General features: G+C 79.1%; 1 protein-coding gene and 1 pseudogene. One reads left to right on the top strand and one right to left on the bottom strand.

What is annotated here, in order from left to right; all coding sequences use genetic code 11:
- Window positions 1–264: pseudogene (locus AB0H87_RS41940) on the bottom strand (hypothetical protein); the annotation flags it as partial.
- Between the two features lie 234 nt (window positions 265–498).
- Here AB0H87_RS41940 and AB0H87_RS41935 point away from each other — a divergent pair.
- On the top strand, window positions 499–1,208 hold a 710-nt coding region (locus AB0H87_RS41935), incomplete at its 3' end, for a biotin/lipoyl-binding protein (RefSeq protein ID WP_360159482.1).

Genomic DNA, 1,208 nt, shown 5'->3' with positions numbered 1-1,208 from the left:
GCCGCCGGGCCGCCCGGACGGGAAGGCGGTGGGCCGCCCGGAGGGGAAGGCGGTCGGCCGGCCCGACGGGCGGGGGCGCCCGGACCCGCGGCCCGTGAAGCCGGCGGGTGCGGAGGGCAGCGTGATGCCCTGCTTGCCCAGGCAGTCCCGGTACGCGGTGAAACCCGCGTCACCGGCCGCCGTGGCGGGGTCCGCTGCGGAGCCGCACCCGGCGAGAGCGAGCACGGCGGCGGTGGCCACCAGGACGAAGACCGACCGGGACACGGCGCCTCCTTGTGTACGTGGTCGTGCCGCGGAGCTTCGGGGCCGCACCCCGCGGCACGCGCGCTCATGCAACCGGCCGCACCTCCGGGCGTCCTCGGCGTCGGCTGGGAGTCAGCTCAGGGTCCGGGTTCCGAGGCAACTCCCAGGTGCGGTCGAGCTGAACCCGATCGCGGGCGAGGACACTCGGCGGTCATGCGGGTGGGTCGGCGGTGGCCGTGGGTCGCTGGTGGGGTCGTGGTGGTGCTTGCGGCCGGTGGGGCGGCGGCGGTCGCGTTCACCCGCGAACCGCGGGCGGTCGCGTCCACATCGGACACCAGTCGGGTCGACCGCGGCGCGGTGTCGCTGGCGGTGGCCACGACCGGTGCGGTGACGCCGGCGCGGAGCTACGCGCTCGGGTTCGGCACGTCCGGCACCGTCAGCGCGGTCGCCGTGCGGGCCGGTGCGACGGTGACCAAGGGGCAGGTGCTGGCCCGGGTCGACGACGCCGACGCCCGCGCCAAGGTCTCGGCCGCCGAGACGGCGGCGGACCGGGCGGCGGACGCGCTCGACGCCGCGCAGCGGTCGGCGCAGGACTGCGCCCGCCGCACCACGGCACCGACCCGGCGCGCCACCCCGACCCAGCCCGTCACCTCGACCCGGCGCGCCACCCCGAGCGGGCGGCCGACGCCGACCGCCACGACCTCGGCGACCCGGACCACCTCGCCGGGCCGGACCGCGTCACCCCGGGCCACGGCGACGACGCCGGCGGCCCAGGACCGTTGCGCGGCGACCGGTGCGGACCAGGTGCTGGGGGCGAGGCGACAGGCGACCGCCGCGGGGCTCGCCCTGGACGAGGCGCGCGCCACGCTGGCCGGCACCACGATCCGTGCGCCGATCGCCGGCACCGTGCTCGCGCTGTCCACCGCCGTCGGGGCCGCCGCGACGCCCGGCGGGACCGTGCTCAC

It is taken from the genome of Asanoa sp. NPDC050611 (genome assembly GCF_040654855.1).
GTDB lineage: Bacteria > Actinomycetota > Actinomycetes > Mycobacteriales > Micromonosporaceae > Asanoa.
This window is presented reverse-complemented; position numbering and strand designations above follow the sequence as displayed.